This is a genomic window from Neobacillus vireti (assembly GCF_036962345.1).
In the GTDB taxonomy this organism is placed as follows: Bacteria; Bacillota; Bacilli; order Bacillales; family Cytobacillaceae; genus Neobacillus; species Neobacillus vireti_A.
Map to the genome: position 1 here is coordinate 467,012 of NZ_JBALNB010000005.1, position 16,804 is coordinate 483,815.

The 16,804-nt window shown below is 36.1% G+C and carries 16 protein-coding genes and 1 other annotated feature; of the genes, 6 read left to right on the top strand and 10 right to left on the bottom strand.

Features of this window, described 5'->3' with window-relative positions; translation table 11 throughout:
• Positions 1-92 precede the first annotated feature (92 nt).
• Positions 93-1,940 carry a monovalent cation:proton antiporter family protein gene (locus tag V7108_RS06195; protein WP_335567568.1) on the bottom strand — a complete coding sequence of 616 codons (1,848 nt, stop codon included), beginning with the start codon at positions 1,938-1,940 and terminating at the stop codon, positions 93-95.
• 74 nt (positions 1,941-2,014) lie between these two features.
• Between V7108_RS06195 and prpE the strand changes: the two genes are divergently transcribed.
• Positions 2,015-2,755 carry a bis(5'-nucleosyl)-tetraphosphatase PrpE gene (gene prpE / locus V7108_RS06200; RefSeq protein WP_335515910.1) on the top strand — a complete coding sequence of 247 codons (741 nt, stop codon included), beginning with the start codon at positions 2,015-2,017 and terminating at the stop codon, positions 2,753-2,755.
• An 86-nt stretch (positions 2,756-2,841) separates the two neighbouring features.
• Here prpE and V7108_RS06205 read toward each other — a convergent pair whose 3' ends face one another.
• Genes V7108_RS06205 through V7108_RS06220 form a run of 4 tightly spaced genes read right to left on the bottom strand, consistent with a single transcriptional unit; the run spans position 2,842 to position 5,630 of the window.
• Complete coding sequence (locus tag V7108_RS06205; RefSeq protein ID WP_335567569.1) at positions 2,842-3,738, bottom strand: RluA family pseudouridine synthase; 897 nt, start codon at positions 3,736-3,738, stop codon at positions 2,842-2,844.
• A 23-nt stretch (positions 3,739-3,761) separates the two neighbouring features.
• Positions 3,762-4,562, bottom strand: a complete 801-nt coding sequence (locus V7108_RS06210; RefSeq protein WP_335515906.1) for an NAD kinase — start codon at positions 4,560-4,562, stop codon at positions 3,762-3,764.
• 41 nt (positions 4,563-4,603) lie between these two features.
• On the bottom strand, positions 4,604-5,242 hold the full coding sequence (locus V7108_RS06215; RefSeq protein WP_335567570.1) for a GTP pyrophosphokinase: 639 nt from the start codon (positions 5,240-5,242) through the stop codon (positions 4,604-4,606).
• Positions 5,243-5,270: 28 nt separating this feature from the next.
• Positions 5,271-5,630, bottom strand: a complete 360-nt coding sequence (locus V7108_RS06220; protein ID WP_335567571.1) for a hypothetical protein — start codon at positions 5,628-5,630, stop codon at positions 5,271-5,273.
• Between the two features lie 121 nt (positions 5,631-5,751).
• Here V7108_RS06220 and V7108_RS06225 point away from each other — a divergent pair, with 121 nt between their 5' ends.
• The 3 genes from V7108_RS06225 to V7108_RS06235 all read left to right on the top strand — a co-directional run bounded on the left by V7108_RS06225 (position 5,752) and on the right by V7108_RS06235 (position 7,676).
• Positions 5,752-6,333: a CYTH domain-containing protein gene (locus tag V7108_RS06225; protein ID WP_335515899.1), complete on the top strand. Its 582-nt coding sequence runs from the start codon at positions 5,752-5,754 to the stop codon at positions 6,331-6,333.
• 72 nt (positions 6,334-6,405) lie between these two features.
• Positions 6,406-6,813, top strand: coding sequence for a globin (locus V7108_RS06230; protein ID WP_335515896.1), 408 nt, complete (start codon positions 6,406-6,408; stop codon positions 6,811-6,813).
• Complete coding sequence (locus tag V7108_RS06235) at positions 6,810-7,676, top strand: ClpXP adapter SpxH family protein (RefSeq protein ID WP_335515891.1); 867 nt, start codon at positions 6,810-6,812, stop codon at positions 7,674-7,676. The genes V7108_RS06230 and V7108_RS06235 overlap by 4 nt, the downstream gene beginning before the upstream one ends.
• Before the next feature lie 491 nt (positions 7,677-8,167).
• Here the strand turns inward: V7108_RS06235 and pepF are convergent, their stop codons facing one another.
• The 5 genes from pepF to spxA all read right to left on the bottom strand — a co-directional run bounded on the left by pepF (position 8,168) and on the right by spxA (position 14,521).
• Entirely contained in the window at positions 8,168-9,988 is a 1,821-nt protein-coding gene (gene pepF / locus V7108_RS06240; RefSeq protein WP_335567572.1) for an oligoendopeptidase F, read from the bottom strand.
• 286 nt (positions 9,989-10,274) lie between these two features.
• A complete protein-coding gene (locus tag V7108_RS06245) occupies positions 10,275-11,471 on the bottom strand; it encodes a competence protein CoiA (RefSeq protein ID WP_335567573.1) in 1,197 nt (398 codons plus the stop codon).
• 101 nt (positions 11,472-11,572) lie between these two features.
• Complete coding sequence (gene cls, locus V7108_RS06250) at positions 11,573-13,084, bottom strand: cardiolipin synthase (protein ID WP_335567574.1); 1,512 nt, start codon at positions 13,082-13,084, stop codon at positions 11,573-11,575.
• Between the two features lie 68 nt (positions 13,085-13,152).
• Positions 13,153-13,821 carry an adaptor protein MecA gene (gene mecA, locus V7108_RS06255; RefSeq protein WP_335515880.1) on the bottom strand — a complete coding sequence of 223 codons (669 nt, stop codon included), beginning with the start codon at positions 13,819-13,821 and terminating at the stop codon, positions 13,153-13,155.
• Positions 13,822-14,125: 304 nt separating this feature from the next.
• Positions 14,126-14,521 carry a transcriptional regulator SpxA gene (spxA, locus tag V7108_RS06260; RefSeq protein ID WP_045519743.1) on the bottom strand — a complete coding sequence of 132 codons (396 nt, stop codon included), beginning with the start codon at positions 14,519-14,521 and terminating at the stop codon, positions 14,126-14,128.
• A gap of 561 nt (positions 14,522-15,082) precedes the next feature.
• On the opposite strand from spxA, the gene V7108_RS06265 reads away from it, so the two are divergent.
• Positions 15,083-15,268 carry a hypothetical protein gene (locus tag V7108_RS06265; RefSeq protein ID WP_335519418.1) on the top strand — a complete coding sequence of 62 codons (186 nt, stop codon included), beginning with the start codon at positions 15,083-15,085 and terminating at the stop codon, positions 15,266-15,268.
• A 60-nt stretch (positions 15,269-15,328) separates the two neighbouring features.
• Positions 15,329-15,570, top strand: a binding site (T-box leader).
• 57 nt (positions 15,571-15,627) lie between these two features.
• Positions 15,628-16,617 carry a tryptophan--tRNA ligase gene (trpS, locus tag V7108_RS06270; RefSeq protein ID WP_335519420.1) on the top strand — a complete coding sequence of 330 codons (990 nt, stop codon included), beginning with the start codon at positions 15,628-15,630 and terminating at the stop codon, positions 16,615-16,617.
• Positions 16,618-16,804: the final 187 nt, after the last annotated feature.

A 16,804-nucleotide genomic window follows, 5' to 3' on the forward strand; every position in this document is an offset into this window, starting at 1 on the left:
AAAACTTTATATTAGTTATTAGTACTTGGTACTAATTTTACACTATTTCTTAAAAAATTGAAAGTATCTGCTTTACAGCTTGGATTTTTTAATTAGAATTCAAATTCTCTTTTTAACTCATCCACATATTCTTTAGATCCAGTAACAATTAAACGGTCATTTAATAAGAGTTCCGTATCACCATGAGGAACAATGGAGTCCTTTCCGCGGAAAATTCTTACAAAGATAACATCTCCTGTAAAAGGGAATCTTCTTAACGTCATTCCATCAAACTGTTCATTCTGCATTTTTATTTCATAAAGTGAGGTGTCTTGATTTGTTAATATGTTGATTACACTTGGAGTTTCAATTAAAGCACGAAGCAATGTTTTTGTAGACATGAATGACGAGAAAACTTCAATTTCATTTTCCCTTAAGGTTTGCTCTATTTCAGGAGTTTCAATACGCGTAATGATCCTTGATACGTCCATTGTTTTCGCTTTTAGAGATAAATCCGCATTTTTTTGATCATCACCTGTTGATATAACGAGTATATCTGCTTCAAAAACCTTATTCTCCTCAATTGTTTCCATCTTATAATCAGGAATTTCAACAATATCAAATAATGAATTGGAAATCAGTTTATCTGATTTATCTATTTTCGTATGATACAGGGTAGGTTCATATAAACTTGACTTTAGCTCCCTCGAAACAGGGAGTGTTACTTGGTTTGCTCCTAAAAAGGCAATTCTAAGTTTTCGTTCAACAGCCACTTCTCTTGGAAACAATTTCTTAAAGGCAATCGGCGTAAATATCGAACTGATGACTGCTACCAAAATAAGTGTTCCACTCATTGCTGGAGTAATCACCTTCATACGCTCTCCAATTGTCGCCGCTGCAATGACTAACGATAGTGTAGAAGTAAGCAAAAAACCTGAAGCAAAAACTGTTTTCGTATCATACCAGAATTTTAATAAATAGACCGGAACAAGCTTTGAAAGAAGGAGTCCCAATAATAAAAGCGGTATTAATAACAACAGCTTTTTATCTGCAAATAGCGACCAAACATCTAACTCCACTCCAATCATCACGAAAAAAATGGGAATTAAGAAACCATAACCAAAGGAATCCAGTTTATGAACCAGTTCCTGATTTGGTGATAGAAGAGAAACAAGTACACCAGCTAGGAAAGCTCCAAGTATGTTTTCAGCTCCTACACTTTCTGAAAGCCCGACTAAAACAATAATGAGCATAAATACCGCACGGGTACCGATTTGTATCGTTCCTCTTGACATTGATTCCAGTAAAGGTCGATTCTTAAACACTTTTCCTACAAAATACAAGATAACTCCTGCCGCAAACAAAATGAGAAGCAGCCAAGTATTCCCCTGTCCTGGGTCATATATAGATACGAAGACTGCCAAGAGGATCATCGTGACTAAATCCGCTATGACCGCCACTAATAAAATAATTTGACCAATATTAGATTTCATCAGATTTGCTTCTTTTAATGTTGGTACAACCACCCCTAGAGAAATGGTTGAGATAATAAGGGTCATTAAAAAGGCATTGTCAATAAAGCCAGCAAATACAAATACATAAGATAATACCAATGAAAAAACAAATATTCCTAAAAAAATTATAGCTGAGACCAAGAAGGTGTTCGGTTCCTTTTTGCCACTAGGAAGTGTATTTTTCTTCTTTCCTCCACTAAAGGCCGTAAAGTCAATTTCTAGTCCGCTTAAAAACATTAAGAAGATAAATCCTAATGTGGATAGCGTGGATAACCACATATCTTCATGAACGACATTAAAGCCGCTTTTCCCAATCACAAGCCCCATAATAATTTCCGCAACCACGACTGGAATAAAATTTAATTTTAACCGATGTAATAAAATAGGCGTTACAAAGGCAACTGTTACTACTACTAATAAAGAAATTACAGAAGCATGCTGCTCCATAAATCAACCTCCTTTGTTTCTCTTATAAAAACATAAACTCGGGCAAAAATATAATGAAAGGGGGCACGATTCCAATGAAAATTGATATTATCGGTGATATACATGGCTGTTTGCCTGAATTTAAAGCTCTAACACAGGAATGCGGTTACGAATGGAAGGACGGACTTCCGGTTCATCCAGATAATCGCCTGCTAGGATTTGTAGGTGATTTAACTGACCGCGGACCATCTTCTCTAAAGGTTGCTGATATAGTATGGCGACTGGTAATGGAGCAAAAAAGGGCTTTTTACACACCCGGAAACCATTGCAATAAATTGTATCGCTACTTTATGGGGAACAAGGTTCAGGAAACCCATGGACTAGAAACAACCGTTGCTGAATATAAATCATTACCGAAAAAAGAGCAGCAAACGATTCGAAACAAATTTATCGACCTTTATGAAAAGTCACCGTTGCATGTAGTATTAGACGAAAATAGACTGGTTATCGCACATGCTGGAATAAAGGAAGAATTTATCGGGAAGACAAACTCTAAAATGAAGACATTCGTTTTATATGGTGATATTACCGGTGAAAAACACCCTGATGGTTCACCCGTCAGAAGGGATTGGGCAAAAAAATATCGCGGCAAAGCAATTATTGTTTACGGCCATACTCCTGTAAAGGAACCTAGAATCATCAATAATACCTATAATATTGATACTGGTGCGGTTTTCGGCGGAAAGCTTACTGCACTCCGATACCCTGAGATGGAAATCGTTTCTGTAGCTTCTACTATGCCATACATAGGTGAAAAATTTAAAGACTTTACTTAGAAAAAGGGAAAATAAGCCTAAAACTGCATCGACAAATTTCCTAGGAAATCATCAAATTACGCAATATAGGCTGACACTTTGGTGAGTCAGCCTATGTTTCGTAATTCATTCATATCTAATGGAAGTTCTGCCGTGAAACTCAATTGCATACGAGTAAACGGGTGATAGAATTGTATCTTTTTGCAATGAAGTGCCTGGCGTTCAATAAGATTGAGACTGCCGCCATATAGGTCATCTCCTAATAATGGGTAACCAATAAAGGACATATGAACGCGAATTTGGTGGGTCCTTCCAGTTTTTAACTGCAATTCAACATGTGTAAATTCTTTATATGTTTTTAGTACTTTGTAATCAGTGCGGGCATATTGCCCATCACTTCGAACTTCTCTCTCTATTATGCTAGCACTATTTCTTCCAATCGGTTCCTCTATTGTACCTATTTCTTGGGTAAGAATGCCCTCAGCAAAAGCTTCATAGGTTCTTTTAACATTACCTTTTTGTTGCTGCTTGCTAAATAAATGATGGATATGACGATGTTTAGCAATTAACACAATCCCAGACGTATCACGGTCCAAACGGGTGACGATATGTGCAGTTGCCATAATCCCAATTTCTTCATAGTACCCAACCAAAGCATTTGCCAGGCTGCCAGTCGGATGTTCCCTCGAAGGAATAGTACTCATCCCTGCAGGTTTGTTTACTACGAGTAAATATGGGTCTTCGTAAAGAATCTCCAAAGGAATTCTTTCCCCTGCTATTCCTTCACTAGGCTTTTCTGGAGGAAAGATAACCGTTAAGGTTTCTCCTTCTTTTAATACATAACGAACATTCACTTCCCTGTTATTTACCACTATATTTCCGCCCCTGAATTTTATATCGGTTAAGGCAATGCGAGATATTTCCTCTTCTTTCAGGAATTCCTTGATTGTTTGTCCAGCATGTAATAGATTAATTTTCCACTGAAGTTGAAAACGAGAATTCATGTTGTTTCCTCCAGCTATTAGGATTAGTCGGAATCTGAAATAAATGAATCATGGACTCTTTTCCAAAAAGGAAATGGACGGAAACGTGCAAAGCGGATTTTTTCGTCAGGTACCCTAAATTGTATGGATTTTACGTCCTTATGAAGCAAAGTAAGATGATCAACAGTCACTTGGAAATCAACATGATTGACTGGTTTTAACATACAACTATGATGGGATGGCAGAATAAGCGGCGATCCGACTGTTCGAAACACACGGTTGTTAATTGACGCCATTTCAGCAACCTGCAGAGCAGAAATAGATGGATGGATAATTGCTCCTCCAAGCGCTTTATTATAAGCAGTGCTGCCGGATGGAGTTGATACACACAGGCCATCACCTCGGAATCGTTCAAAATGCTGTCCACGAATTTCGACATCCATAACCAAGGTCCCTTCTACACTTTTAACAGTGGATTCGTTCAACGCAAGGTATCGTGACTCCTTACCAGCATGTTGATAACGAATAATCACTTCAATTAAGGGATATTCCACCACTTGGTAAGGGGTTTTCGCTATTGCAATCACTAATTTCTCAATCTCATCAGGGGTCCAATCAGCATAAAAGCCTAAATGACCGGTATGGATTCCGACAAAAGCAGTTTTATCCAAGCGGCTGCTATATCGGTGAAAAGCATATAGAAGTGTTCCGTCACCGCCGATGGATACAACAATATCTGGTTGGTCCTCATCATAAATAAGATCAAAATCAAGTAAATACGTCCGCATCTTGTGCATTAAGATATTCGATTTCTGATCTCCTTTTGATGTAATGGCAAATTTCATAATCGTATGCTCCTCATACTGATATGCTTACAAAAAAACTATCAGCTTTTTTCCTCTTGCTTAAACTCCTTATTTCTTGTAAAAAATGCTTGTGCTTCTTGAATCTCACCACGGATTAATGACATTTCTTCATCTAACCGAAATGCAGCTTCCGAAGCTCGTTGTAATCTGATTTTAATATCCGTTGGGAAAGCCCCTTTATACTTATAATTTAAAGTGTGCTCAATTGTCGCCCAAAAGTTCATGGCTAATGTTCTTATTTGTATTTCAGCAAGAATCTTTTTCTCACCATGTATGGTTTGTACAGGGTACTGAATAACTACATGATATGAGCGATAACCACTTGTTTTTGTATGTGAAATATAATCTCTTTCTTCCAATATATCAAAATCATTCCGGTTTCTTAATAAGCTGACAACCCGATGAATATCGTCCACGAATTGACACATGATTCGCATTCCAGCAATATCTTGCATTTCCTCTTCCAATTTATCTAGTGCAATCCCTTTCTGATTTGCCTTATCAAGAATACTTGCAATTGGCTTAACTCTGCCTGTCACAAATTCAATAGGTGAATGGCTAGAATCTAACTCAAATTGCCCCCTCATTCCTTTTAATTTTATTTTCAGCTCCGATACTGCTTGTTTATATGGAGCTAAAAATTGGTCCCAATGCTTCATCATTCCACCTCAATAAAACTAAAATATATTAAAAAATTGCTTCTACTTTAGCAACCATCTCTTCACCATAATTACTGTTTCCTTTAATGTTGTTTATTAGAAAGACTAATTCCTCATAAAAATTAGTTAACTCTAATTCATCATCTTTAAATTGGACCCACACTGGAGTAGTCATTTCTAATGAATTTTTTATGAATGGCCAAATACTTTCTGGAATATCGAGATATGTATAACCATCTTGATTCTCCAATAAGTAAACAAACGAGAATTGCTTAGAATCAACAAGAATTTGTTCAGATGGCATGAATCCATTTATCGATTCGCTTGCCTGTAAAAGTAATTTGTTATCCGTAATACTAGCTTTTTGAATTGATATTCTTTTTTTCATTATGATTACCTCCACTATTTACTCTTCCATTTTAGCATAATCTATCCAATTCCCCCAAGAATTGCGATTCAAACTAAAGCTAAGATACAATAAATGAATGAAAAGAAAGGAATGGATCTAGATGAGCGAAACCATTGAAATAGAATTTAAAAATTTACTCACGAAAGACGAATACCAAATTCTTCTCGGAGCATTTAAAGTTGAGGAAAGTCAAATCAAAAGCCAAAAAAATCATTACTTTGACACCCCAAATTTTGCATTAAAAAAATTAGGCTCCGCATTAAGAATTAGAGAAAAGGGTAATCACTTTGAAATGACATTAAAACAACCTGCAGCTGTTGGATTATTAGAGACCACTCAACTTTTAATTGCAAATGAATTCCAAGCGGCTATTCAATATGGAACACTCCCTAAAGGAGAAATTCATGATCGCATCCAACAACTAGACGATATCTCTTTTAGCCTTATTGAATATTTCGGATCATTATTAACAAAAAGAGCTGAATTCCAATATAAAAATGGAATACTAGTATTAGACCACAGCCTTTATTTAAAAACAGAAGACTATGAGGTTGAATACGAAGTAGAAGACTTTCAACTAGGTCAAGCAGCATTCCAAGAACTGTTGCATCAATTTAGAATTCCAATTCGAAAAACACAAAATAAAATTGAACGGTTTTATCAGCAAAAATATTTTTTATAAGCGGTTTATTTGAGATATCAAAACTCCATTGATAGAATATAAACAACCAACATAATTAAAGGAGTTGTCAACATGTTTGAGAAAAAGCCTACTCCATATGAGGCCATTGGCGAAGACACCTTACACAGCCTAGTGGATAACTTTTATGGTCTAGTTGCACAACATCCTGATCTTGCTCCGATCTTCCCAAATGATCTTACAGAAGTTGCTAGAAGACAAAAGCAATTTTTAACACAATATTTGGGAGGTCCGCCAATCTACACGGAAGAGCATGGTCATCCTATGATGCGTGCACGACATTTGCCTTTTCCCATAACTCCTACCCGTGCAAAAGCATGGCTTTCTTGTATGAAACAAGCGATGGACAAGACTGGTCTTCGTGGTCCGCTAAGGGAAGATTTTTATTCTAGGCTCTATCTTACTGCACAACACATGATTAATACACCTGAGACACGTGAGATATCAGGTGAAAATTCGTGAGTTACCCAGGATTCAATTCAAAACCGCCATTTACTAATCATGACAAGAAGCCACTTGAAATATATATGTTCATCGATCCTTTATGCCCTGAATGTTGGGCACTTGAACCGATTTTAAAAAAGCTGTACATTGAATTCGGTCAATATTTTTCCCTGAAGCATGTGTTAAGTGGTCGTATCGCAAATTTAAATGTCAGCAAAAAGAAGAAGTATGAGGTCATTGCAGATTTATGGGAAAAAACAGCAAGCAGATCTGGAATGTCCTGTGATGGAAGCCTTTGGCTGGAAAACCCTGTTGCTTCTCCATATATTGCTTCCATTGCAATAAAAGCAGCAGAACTGCAAGGCAGACGAGCTGGAATTAGGTTTCTCCGTAAGCTCCAAGAAAATCTTTTTATTAATAAACAAAATATTTCTCATTTTGATGTACTAAAAACTTGCGCAAAAAGTGCAGGCTTAGATGTAGAGGAATTCATTTCTGATTTCCATTCAGAAAGTGCGGCTAAAGCATTTCAGTGTGACTTAAAAATCACTACTGAAATGGAGGTCCAGGAAATTCCAACACTTGTATTTTTTAATGATAATGCAGAAGATGAAGGGATAAAAATTACAGGACCATACCCTTACGAAGTCTATGTACAAATTCTTGAAGAAATGTTATCCGAACAGCCTGTAAAAAACCAGCCTCCCCCTATGGAGTCATTTTTAAGGTATTTTAAAGTAGTCGCTTCGAAGGAGATTGCAGTTGTTTATAATATGACCATCTCTCAGGTAGAGCGTGAAATGAAAAAACTACTTTTACTTCAAAAGGTCGAACAGCTCCCAGCAAAATATGGTACGTTTTGGCGCTATATTGAGGACTAATATTATCGCTTTCTTTAAAGATACGAAAAGACCTTGCAGCAAACTGCAAGGTCTTTTTCTATTAATACGAACAAAGGGGATGGGAGAAATTTTTCACGGTCAAACAAAGGGGTATATGTTTGTTGTGATTAACTTCACGTATAAAATATATCATGTGTGTGAACCATTGACAATATGATTGTGTATGATTTCACAATATTGTCAAAAACATATTTTTTGATATTGGACAATAAACTAGCTACTAGGTTGAAATGTACTATAACAAAAAGGTGGCATGCTTTCATGAAGAATTTACCGATATTCCTGATGGTTCTGTTTATTGTTTTAGGATTTTGTCTTCATATCCTTGCCTTATTGAAGGTCTTTCCCTTAGTCATTAGCATTCCGCTGTTGTTCATTGGAATCCTTACACTTCTTTTCTACCTGAATGACAGAAAAAGATTTAGAGGTTTTTAAAGGGATAGCACCGTTAGGTACCATCCCTTTACATCTTATGATAATAGCTGTTCTAATTCATTTAACTTTTCTTCAAATACCTTACATGCATCCTTAATTGGGTCTGCGCTCGTCATATCTACGCCAGCTTTCTTAAGTACTTCTATTGGGTAATCTGAGCTTCCAGAACTTAAGAAATCAATATAGCGTTTAACAGCAGGCTCCCCTTCCTCGAGGATTTGTTTACTTAATGCGGTAGCGGCACTGAAGCCGGTAGCATATTGGTAGACATAATAATTGTAATAGAAATGAGGAATTCTAGCCCATTCCAAACCAATTTCTTCGTCAATCACAATATCCTCTTCTCCGAAATACTTCTTATTTAATGCATAATATTCACTCGTTAATAAGTCGGCAGTCAGCGCTTCATTATTTTGAGCCTTTTGATGAATTAAATGCTCGTATTCAGCAAACATGGTTTGACGGAATACAGTGCCTCTGAAACCCTCTAAATAATGGTTTAATAAATAAATCCTTTTTTGTTCATCATCAATCGTTTTCAATAAATAATCATTTAAGAGTGCCTCATTACACGTAGAAGCAACTTCTGCTACAAAGATCGAATAATTCCCATACGGATATGGCTGATTTTTTCTTGTATAGTAGCTATGAACAGAATGCCCAAATTCATGAGCCAATGTAAATAAATTATTTACATTATCCTGCCAGTTCATAAGAATATAAGGGTTTGTTCCATATGCTCCGGAAGAATAAGCTCCACTGCGCTTTCCTTTATTTTCGTGAACATCTACCCAGCGGTTCACAAATCCTTCTTGTAAAATTTGTGAATACTCTTCACCTAATGGAGCAAGACCTTTAATAACAAGCTCTTCAGCCTCTTTGTACGGTATTTCCATCTTCACGTCTTTCACTAGTGGAGTATAAAGATCGTACATATGCAATTCGTTTACGCCTAACACCTTTTTCCGAAGTTTCACGTAACGGTGCAATAAGTGTAAATTTTCGTTTATGGTGTTAACTAAATTATCATAAACACTTTCAGGAATATTATTGGCTGAAAGTGCTGCATGCCTCGCTGAATTATATTTTCTGATTCTTGCATTAAAATTATCCTTTTTCACATTTCCACTAAGCGTGCTGGCAAACGTATTACGGAACTTTCCATATGTTTCATATACCGCTTTAAAGGCATCACGACGGACTTCTTGTTTTCCACTCTCAAGGAATCGGATGTAACGTCCATGTGTGATCTCAACCTCTTCACCATTTTCATCTTTAACAGTCGGAAACTTTAAATCTGCGTTGTTTAGCATCCCAAAAGTATTACTGGATGTGTCCATAACTTCACTCGCTTCTGCTAACAATGCTTCCAACTCCGCAGACAAGACATGTGGCCTCTGAATGTTTATTTCCTCAATCGCATGTTCATAAAGTTTTAATTCAGATTTCTCTTTTAAAAATCCATTCACCTTGCCTTCGTCAAGCGATAGGATTTCAGGGACAATGAATGCTAACTGACTGCCAGCCTGGGAGTAGAGGTTTTTCATTCTGTCATCTAATCCCTGGTAAAAGGAATTCGTCGTGTCTTGGTCATAGCGCATGTGGGCGTATGTATATAGCTTACCAATTCTTTCAAGAAGCTTATCTTGAAATTGAAGGGCATTATAAAGTGTATCAGCACTCTCACCTAGTTTACCTTCAAACTCTTTAATCCCAGAAATTTGATTTTTTACCTCTTTAAACTCTTTTTCCCATTCATCATCACTAGCAAAAATATCTTCTAATCTCCATGTATCCTCAACTGGAATTTCACTTCTTTGTGGCAGTGCCTTCACCGTAGAAGTTTCGTTAGCCATCTTTCTTCCTCCATTCAACATTTTTTCGGTTTACACTAAAGTTTTACAACCCTGTTAAATATTCTCCTTTTTCCTGCAATTTCCTCTTAAAAAAGGCTCTTTTCTTAACCCAAAATACTTTATTGAACAAAATTTTATAAGAAAAGAGCCTGCAAACTAAATTCTAAAGCGCAAAATAACTATTTCCACGTTAAAATCGGCTTTAAGATTTTAACAACAATATTTCGAGAATATTCCATCTTATTTAGATTTACCCATTATATTATGCCCCAAACTAATATTTCATTTATCTTTTTGCAAGGATAGAAGAATTTTTTTGAAAAAATGCCTGCTTACGTTCTTCCTTTTCCCTGTTAGAATTGGGGACCATGAATCCTTGTTGCATTTGATAAACAGATTCGTCCCTTTTTATAATGATTCCGAGTCTCTCTAGTAGTTGAAAATACTCCCTCACCACCATAAAAGGATTTACACTTGTGAGTTGTGGTAAATTCCGGATGATAATATTATTCATTTTTATTCTATCGTTAAATATTCTTTCCACATCCCTCAAATCAATATGGGTATTCGGTGATTTATTCTGGAAAACATCTACATACAAATACGTTTGCCAAATGATAGGTGGTGTTTGAATGAGAAGAGCATGACGAACTGGTAACCCGATTTCAGGTGGAAGCAAATATAAGTTGAGGTTATGAGGATATATTTCGTGAAGAAAATGATTTAATTCGGGACTAGCGTGAAGTGAAGAGTTAATCATAGATTTCTCCATTTCATTTGCCCATTTCGTAAAGTTAATTGGATTGAACAGTGTTGGTTCTAGAATTTCTTCGATCTTTGTCTTGTGAATAGAAAGAATACGGCTGCTTGCGGTTGTATTTTTTATAGAAAATGGGTGAATTTTACTGAGGATATGAAACCTTTTTTCTTCGGAGCAATAAGAAGGAAGGACCAATTGCCTGCTCGGTGTTTTTCTTAAAAAGAAATAATTAAAGTTTGATAAGGAAAAAACATTACCCCTTTTCGCTTTGATATGTTTGCCGCCTAAAATCCAAAAGGGAATGTAATGATGGTGGATGTAATTCTCTGTTCGTTTAACAAATATTTCTTCAGGTATTGGCGAACACTGATATTCCAATGCGTATTTGTTTCCTCTAAAATGGAACATGATATCAGGACGCTGCCCAATCAACGAATCATAATACTCTAATTTTGCGGAAATCCCCTGCATATGTAACCACTGAAAGAGCTGAAGTTTTCCTTCTAAATGATACAGAGATTCACTTTCATGAAAATCACTGCAAAAAGTGCCGCTTCGATGAGCGAAATGGTAAATACGTTGATTTCCTAATTTAAGAGAAACCGCTTCTCCGCAAACCGGACAGAAAAATTCCTCATTGTTTCGAAGAATTAATAAATTTTCTTTTTCATAATGATTACTTAAGCTAAATATTGTTCCTGATTTTGTTCGTGCTGTCAGCAAATGAAAACCAACCTCCTTTTGTACCTTACATTCGTGTTAACAGACTAGAACTCCTTTTTTTACTCAAAAAGAAAACTCGCCATTATGGCGAGTTTGTGAACTTAAAGAAGCGGTGACAGTAACCTTGCTGTTGACTCAAGCAACCGTAAGCCAATATGCCTTTTCCTAAACGATATTAATTCAAGCTGCTTTGCATATTCAAGGTCATTAATGTATTCAGCCACCAGCTTTTGGGTACTTTTTGTACGAAATAGGAAGGCATTTACCTCAAAGTTCAAATGGAAACTGCGCATATCCATATTTGATGTTCCAATAGAGGCAAGTTCATGGTCAACAATTACAATTTTACTATGCATAAACCCTCGTTCATACTCGTAAACCTTAACACCTGCTTCTAATAGCTCCGGAAAATAAGAGCGTGAAGCATGAAAAACAATCCGTTTGTCTGGACGGTTGGGTACTAGTAATCTCACGTCAATCCCGCTCAAGGCGGCCACCTTAATCGCAGAAAAGATGTCATCATCAGGGATGAAGTACGGAGAGGCAATCCAAACAGATTTTTTTGCGGAAGTAATCATTGAGAAAAAAATATTTTTTATGACACTCCATTCATTATCCGGACCTCCGGCAATTAATTGGACTCCTCCATGGTTTTTTTCATCAATTTGTGGTGACAAATATTCAGCCGTTAAAAAGCTATGGTTTGTCATATAATACCAGTCTTGTAAAAATATTAGCTGTAGAGACCGAACAGCTTCACCTCTTAACAATAAATGGGTATCCCGCCAAAACCCATATTGTTGATTCCTGCCTAAGTATTCATCACCAATATTAAGTCCGCCAACAAACCCAACCATACCATCAATGACAATAATTTTCCGGTGGTTTCTAAAATTAAATTTATTATTTAAAAATGGCAGCTTAACAGGACCAAAACAAACTATTTCTACACCGGCGGTTTTCAATTCATTTATGTATTTTTTCGATAATTTCCAAGAACCCACTGCATCATATAAGAATCTAACCTCTACCCCTTGTGCCACTTTTTCAACTAAGATGTTTTTTATTTCCTGCCCGATATGATCATCCCGGACAATATAATACTCCATATGGATATGATGTCTCGCTCTTTTCAATTGTTCAAGAATATGATGGAATGTTTCCTCCCCATTGGTTAAAACTTTGGTTGAAGTATCGAAGGAAATCGGGCTGTTTCCTAACTTTTGTGCCAACATAAATAATCTTGCTTGGTGCTCCCCCATTAAACTAAGCTTCTCTTCGCTTCTTGGGTCATTATCGCCCTCCACTGTTAAAAAAGCTTGTTTATCAAGAAAATACTTCTTCCGATACATTTTCTCCTTGCGATAGTTCCTTCCGAAAAGTAAATAGAAAAAGAATCCGACTAAGGGAAAACTGCCTAAAACCACTAACCAGGTTATCGTCTGGGTCGGATGACGATTCTCTAGGAAAATAACAAAGGCAATAAAAATGACAGATAACGTAATTAGCAGGCTTAGGAAACCAAATATGCCGCCATCTAAATACCCCTTAAAGAAAAATAAAAGGATGGAAAGAACCAGCACAAACAAAATAACCCTGACTGTGTTTTTCATTCTTATCACCGCCATTGATAATCAACCTATGTAAAAAATACCGATTTCAATAATAGAAATCGGCACAATTATTTAAAATGTTTTCTAATTTCAGCAAACACATTTTTAGAAATTATTTCTTTTCCATATTCTTGAATTCGATGGATCGTTAATTGCGTTTCATATCCATATTCAAGCAGAATACTTAATATATCGTCAATTTCGTCCTCACCAAACAAATCTTCAGGGAACTCAGTATATAAATAGTATTTATTATCAAAGTTGTACAACACGGTGATTAATTCATCTAGACCGCCACGATTCGATAACATGATGACATCTTCAAAATCCTTGAAGGCAATTAAAAATTCTAAAGATTCCTCTTCAAGTAAAAGATCTTCTTCATCACGAGGTGAATGGAAGTGCTGATCCAGGATATCTTCAATATTATTATCAACTGGTAAATCCTTTAATTTATCATTTGGAATAGGAAGCTCGAACTTTTGTCCATCCTTTGAAACCTGAGCTTTTGTTACAAGAATTTCCAACCCTTTTTCTAAAGCCTGTACTTGGATCCATAGTGGACCTTCCACAACAAACTCTTCCTCTTGATGGACCTCATCCATCATTTCCCAGAATAGTTCCTCACTTCGTTCCCGATTGTACCAAATTTCCTCACGATCAAAGCCTCGTTCTTCTATATCACCATAAGAAATGTAAAACTTAACAGTATTCTCATTAATTCTTTCAATCTCCATCTTTACCTCTCCCTTCCTTTCATATTGAAGGGACTAAATACCCCCAAACAGACAATGCTTTTTAGCAATTCCCCAAAGTAGAAAGGCTTTCTTTGTTGTGAAGAAACAAGGGTATAATCCTTGTACCTTCATTTTATGACAAAAGTATTAAATTGGGAAATAAATTTGCCCTTTATTGTAAAAACCATTCATTTGCCTATTAATTAGATATTCCTTACATTGTAACAAAATGACATAGAAATCTCAAACTTATTGAAACGGGAGGGTAAAAAAAAGCCTTCTAATGAAGGCTTTCATCTTTTTGTTAATTAACCATGCGCTGGGCTTCTCTTAATTGGAAAGTACGAACTCTCCTTGGCAGGAACCGTCGAATTTCATCCTCATTATAACCAACCTGCAATCGTTTTTCGTCAATAATAATTGGGCGGCGCAGCAGTCCAGGATTAGCTTTAATTAATTCAAATAAATCTTGAAGCGGCATTGTATCTAAGTTTACATCTAACTTTTGAAAAGTCTTTGATCTTGTTGAAATAATTTCATCCGTACCATCTTCAGTCATGCGAAGGATTTCTTTAATTTCTTCGATCGACAAAGGCTCAGAAAAAATATTTCTTTCCGTATATGGGATTTCATGTTCCTCTAACCATGATTTTGCTTTCCTGCATGATGTGCAACTTGGTGAAGTGTATAATGTAACCATTCTTCTCCACACTCCTCTTTTAATTACTATTCAAATTTATAGTAAGCCATCTATATATTGATTGATTGTTGATCGTTGATTAAAATAATTATAAATAAGTAATTTATATCATTAATTATACACTACTGATACTAAAAAAGGTATCATTTTTTCAAAATTTATTGAATGTCAAACTTTTCGCCTATATTGGATATTTTCATTATATTAGACGAATATATGACAAAAAGGTTTCAATCTTTTTTTGTTTTCATCTAGAATTTTTCTATAACAACATCTTCACAACAATAGAATCTTTGAACCAGTAGACTTTATTGTATTTTTCTCAGAACTTTTTTAAGCAATGGTTACAGGTTGTTTTTCACTGAACAGATCCCATCTATTACACCTATGGATATTCTCAATTAAAAACCAATAAATGAAAACGCATTCAAATTTTATAATTATTATCGGTTTTATTCGTTTTCCTCTTTCAAAACCAGAGGGCTTCTTATAAAATAATGATAAGGGGATGTACAAAACAAACAGTTCACTAACTTTTGAATTGAAAATGGAGGTTTTATCATGGGTGGTTACATAGCTGATTTATCAATGGTTGCACTATTAATTATTGGAATTACTGCATTTATGGGTGTATTGACAAATGGATTCGGTGAAAAGGTTCTTGGAGGAAAAAAACGTTCTGAATTCGTTGACCAAAGCGCAAGGTTTCAAACCAGCTGGAAAAGCGTTGGCGGCAAGAAGAAGTAAACCTTATCCGACTTGATTACCATTATACATTTAATTATAATATAAATAAATAATTTATTAGCTTAAGCGATGATAAAGAATAGTACGTATTTTTAACCGATTCAGAGAGTTTGTGGCTGGTGAAAACAAACACGGAAAAATACCGAATGGACTTTTGAGCTTCTTTCTGAACTTCTATTTGATAAGTAGGAAAAGACGTTCCCTTGCGTTAAAAGGTTCCCTGATGATCAAGTTAAGATTCTCAGGAATAAGTGACTCTTTTGAGTAATTTAGGGTGGTACCGCGAACCATTCGTCCCTATTGTTGTGGGGATGAATGGTTTTTTTATTTTATATATATAATTTAGGAGGAATTAGGTCATGCAAACCATTTTTTCAGGAATTCAGCCAAGTGGCACGATTACACTTGGAAACTATATTGGGGCAATGAAGCAATTTGTAGAATTGCAGAACGATTATAATTGCTACTTTTGTATTGTCGACCAACATGCAATAACGGTCCCACAGGATCGGTTAGTACTTCGAAAAAATATTCGCAGTTTGGCAGCTCTTTACTTAGCTGTAGGCATTGATCCAGAAAAAGCAACCTTGTTTATCCAATCGGAAGTTCCAGCACATGCTCAGGCGGGATGGATGATGCAATGTATCGCTTATATTGGGGAATTGGAAAGAATGACTCAATTCAAAGATAAATCTGCTGGTAAAGATGCTGTATCTGCAAGTTTATTAACGTATCCGCCATTAATGGCTGCAGACATTTTATTATACAACGCCAACCTAGTACCTGTTGGAGATGATCAGAAGCAACATATGGAATTAACCCGAGATTTAGCGGAAAGATTTAATAGGAAATATGGGGATGTATTAACGATTCCTGATATTCGGCTTCCTGAAGTTGGTGCACGGATTATGTCGCTGCAGGAACCAACAAAGAAAATGAGTAAATCCGACCCAAACAGTAAAGCTTTTATCACTCCAATAGATGAACCAAAACAAATTGAAAAGAAAATTAAAAGTGCAGTTACAGACTCTGAGGGCATCGTTAAATTTGATCAGATCAATAAGCCTGGAATATCAAATTTACTTTCGATTTACTCTATTCTTGGAAATAAAACCATCCCTGAACTTGAGGCATTGTATAGTGGTAAAGGATATGGGGATTTCAAAGGTGACTTAGCCAATTTGGTTGTAAATGTATTTAAACCAATTCAAGAAAAATATTTTAACTTAATGGAATCGAGTGAACTTGACAGAATATTAGACGAGGGTGCTGAAAAAGCAAACCAAGTTGCAAGTAAAACACTTAAAAAAATGGAAAACGCCATGGGATTAGGAAGAAAGAGAAGATAAAAAGAAAAGCGCAAGTGCCCTCGGACCAAGCAAAGTACAGCTTGTTCCTGCGATGTTTATTCTAAGGAGCTTTCCTTAGTGGTCAGCGGCGTATGGCCTCCTCGTAAAAGCTAACGCTTTTCCTTCGTGCGAAGCTTATGCTGCCGAAGCGTCCCTTGTGGAGGGCTCCAACTGAGATAAAGGAAAC